At 64.2% G+C, this 3,133-nt stretch carries 4 protein-coding genes and 1 pseudogene; 3 read left to right on the top strand and 2 right to left on the bottom strand.

Features of this window, described 5'->3' with window-relative positions:
- A pseudogene (locus tag ACLQI9_RS01120) lies at positions 1-199 on the bottom strand (long-chain fatty acid--CoA ligase); the annotation flags it as partial.
- Between the two features lie 178 nt (positions 200-377).
- Entirely contained in the window at positions 378-1,937 is a 1,560-nt protein-coding gene (locus ACLQI9_RS01115; RefSeq protein WP_442390800.1) for an amino acid adenylation domain-containing protein, read from the bottom strand.
- Between the two features lie 149 nt (positions 1,938-2,086).
- Between ACLQI9_RS01115 and ACLQI9_RS01110 the strand changes: the two genes are divergently transcribed.
- The 3 genes from ACLQI9_RS01110 to ACLQI9_RS01100 form a co-directional block, all read left to right on the top strand.
- Complete coding sequence (locus ACLQI9_RS01110; RefSeq protein ID WP_324850098.1) at positions 2,087-2,335, top strand: acyl carrier protein; 249 nt, start codon at positions 2,087-2,089, stop codon at positions 2,333-2,335.
- A 17-nt stretch (positions 2,336-2,352) separates the two neighbouring features.
- Positions 2,353-2,859, top strand: a complete 507-nt coding sequence (locus ACLQI9_RS01105) for a DUF1839 family protein (RefSeq protein ID WP_442390798.1) — start codon at positions 2,353-2,355, stop codon at positions 2,857-2,859.
- Positions 2,856-3,133, top strand: a 278-nt coding sequence (locus ACLQI9_RS01100; protein ID WP_442390796.1) for a holo-ACP synthase, incomplete at its 3' end; no start/stop codon positions are given. The genes ACLQI9_RS01105 and ACLQI9_RS01100, both read left to right, overlap by 4 nt.

Genomic DNA, 3,133 nt, shown 5'->3' with positions numbered 1-3,133 from the left:
TGCGCTCGCCCGGTCGTACCCCTTGGGAGCCGAGGGCCCGTGCCAACTGGCGGGCACGGCGGTGGGCATCGGTGTAGGTATAGCGGTGGATGCCGCCTTCCGTCAGGCGGGAGACGATCTGCGTATCCCCGTGGTAGCGGTCGGCATGACGGATCAATGAAGAGATCATCAGGGGCATCTGCATCATCTGGCCGAACATCGTTACCTCCTACACCGCTGTGAGTGTGATCAAAGACGCGTGCGCCAGATCCGCCTGGAGTATCCGGGAGTCGGCCCCATCGACCGAGTGTCTTACCAGCTGGGGGTTGGGGCTCGCGAACACATGCAGGTTCTCGTGGAAGGACTCGGCACAGCGAGTCGATCTCATGCCAGATTAATCACCAACGGGCATCGTGCGGGGACCAGACGTTCGGCGGAGACAAGCCAGCCTCCTTCAGCAGCCGTCGCTCGTCGACCTTGCTGGAAGACGTCAAGGGCAAGTCAGCCACTAAGACGAATCGATCGGGCAGCATCGTTTCCGGGAGCCGTTCGCTGGCGGCCTGACGGACGGCGAGGGCGGTGAGCTCGCCATGCGGCACTACGAATGCGACGACCCCCAGATCGCCCTCCAGGTCGAAGGGCGTGCACGCCGCGGATGCGACCTCGTCGATACCCCCGAGCGCCTCGGTCACCTCGACCAGGGACATCCTCACACCATGGCGCTTGATGACGCGGTCCGAGCGCCCCATGTATACGTAGTTGCCCCGGTCGTCGCGGAAGACGAGGTCGCCGGTGCGGTAGAGGGTGGTTCCGTCGACGACGTCCGTCCGCAGCACGGCTGCGCTCTGCTCCGGGTCGTTCAGATATCCAGCCATGAGCTGCCGTCCGCCGACGTACAGCTCGCCGACCACGCCAGGCCGATCCACCAGCCCTCCGTGCTCATCAACGAGGTGGAACGAGCTCCCGGCATGTGGTTGACCGATCGGTACCAGCCCCGCGTCGAGCAACTCGGGCGTCAGTTCCAGATGCGCGACGGCGATGGTCGTCTCGGTCGGGCCGTACCGGTTCACCACCCGCAGTCCCGGACTGGCGGCCCACGCCGCCTTGATATCGGCGGTGGACGGCGCTTCACCGCCCAACGCCATCACGCGTAGCGAGGTGTCAGCCAACCGCGCCAAACGGCCGCTGGCCCGAAGCAACCGGAGGTAGCTCGGAGAGAAGCTGGTTGCCGTGATCCCCTCGCTGGCGACAATCGAGAAGAACCTGCGTGGGAACAGCAGGGCTTCCCGGTCGGGGATGACGAGAGGAAGGCCGCGCACGAGCGGAGGAAAGATGGCGGAGAAGGACCCGTCAAAGTGCACGGGCGAAACGCAGAGGCACCGGTCATCCGCGGTGAGTCCCACGGCGTCGGCGCATGCTTGGGCTGCCGTGAAAAAGGCCTCGGGGGGAATCTGCACCCCCTTGGGGATACCGGTCGTCCCCGAGGTGTAAATGATGTAGGAGATGGGGCCCGGTACGGGTGGTGGCGTGGGGCCGTCTGCGACGTCCAACGCAGAAAGGGAGGTCCATGCGGTGCCGACGGGAAGCCCCGACGGCGCCGTTTGGTCCGAGCCCGCGGTGATCACCAGTGCGGGCCGGCAGTCGGCCACGATCTGCGCACGGCGGAGATCTGGATCGGTGATCGCCAGCGGAACGAACGTGGCCCCCGCCCACAGAGAGCCCAGTGCGGCCACCACGAAGTCCACAGATTTGCCGATTAGCAGGGCAACCCGAGCCCCGGGCTCGACGCCTGTCTCGAGCAAGCCAGCGGCCACTCTCCCAGCTGCGGCGCGCAACTCGTCCCGGGTCAACGCGCGATCCAGGTCCTTGACAGCGGGCCGATCCGGGGCTCGATCGGCGTGGTCCAGCACCGCACCGAGCACGCCGTGGTCCGTCACGCCTTCTCGCAGGTGCTGCACGCTCGCTATTCTCGCTCGCCGGTGGAGCTGTTCCCCACGGCCGAGGCCATGGCCGCCGCTGATTCGGCCGGGGGAGCAGCGGTTGCTGGATCCAACACTGGTTAATAGGTTAGACGTGAGGGGTTAATAGGTTAGACGTGAGGGGAAGCGTGATACAGGACCGGATTCGTGACGTCCTAGCTGCTCATGGCCGTATGGCGGTCGATCCACGCGAGGTGGACAGTCAAGCCGACCTCTACGAGCTCGGCCTGACGTCGCACGCGTCGGTCGATGTCATGCTTGCGCTTGAGGATGCATTCGACATCGAGTTCCCCGATGAAGTGCTCAAGAAGTCCACCTTCGCTTCCGTACGCAACATCGAGCAGGTAGTCGAAGGCCTAGCCAAGTCGTCTGCGTGATGCCACGTGCGGTAGCAGTGGGCCTGCCGGAGCCGGCCCCGCAGATCTCTGCCAGCCGCAGGGGATATCAATCACATTTCAGTCATGCGGGCGAGCGGATCTGGCCGGAGACCAATTGCTACCTTGATCTTTGGATCGAAACACTCCACCTGTCGAACTCATTTAGATTCGGTAAGCCCACGGCCGACGGCATCGAAGCCGTTGTCGAGTTCGTCGGATCGCCGTACATGATTCGCGACGCTCTGATCGTTAATCCGCGCCCGGGTCAAGCCAACTCCGGTATCCGCGCGTTGGCCTACCCCAGTGACGAAACCGACTGGACTCTCGAGATCTCATCTGATGTGGCACTTCGCTATGTGTCTATCGACGCGCCGGGCTGGATACCCTCGGACAACTTCTTTCATCTCCTGGCCGCGACACCGTACAGCGTGCGGCTGCAACGATGCTGTGATCAAGCTGCGCCGCTGGGTAAAGTCGCATCGGTGGATTCCCTTGGTACCGCAACGATTACGGCGAGTGCATGATCACCTTGCCGGGCGAGGTTGACGGGCACCGCGTCCGCGTCGGATGCGATGTCGTGGCCATTGAGGATGTCCAGGACTCGCTGGCGGCGTTCGGGGACCGGTACCTGCGCAAGGTTTTTACGGCGAGCGAAATCAACGACTGCCAGGGCCGCAACCGGGTGCACAGACTGGCGGCCCGGTTCGCGGCCAAGGAAGCAGTGATCAAGGCATTCGCAGAACCCGACATGCCGTTTCCCCTGCGCGAGATCGAGGTAACACGGGACGGTCCGCTGCC

Source organism: Mycobacterium sp. (genome assembly GCF_052143115.1).
Taxonomy (GTDB): domain Bacteria; phylum Actinomycetota; class Actinomycetes; order Mycobacteriales; family Mycobacteriaceae; genus Mycobacterium.
This window is presented reverse-complemented; position numbering and strand designations above follow the sequence as displayed.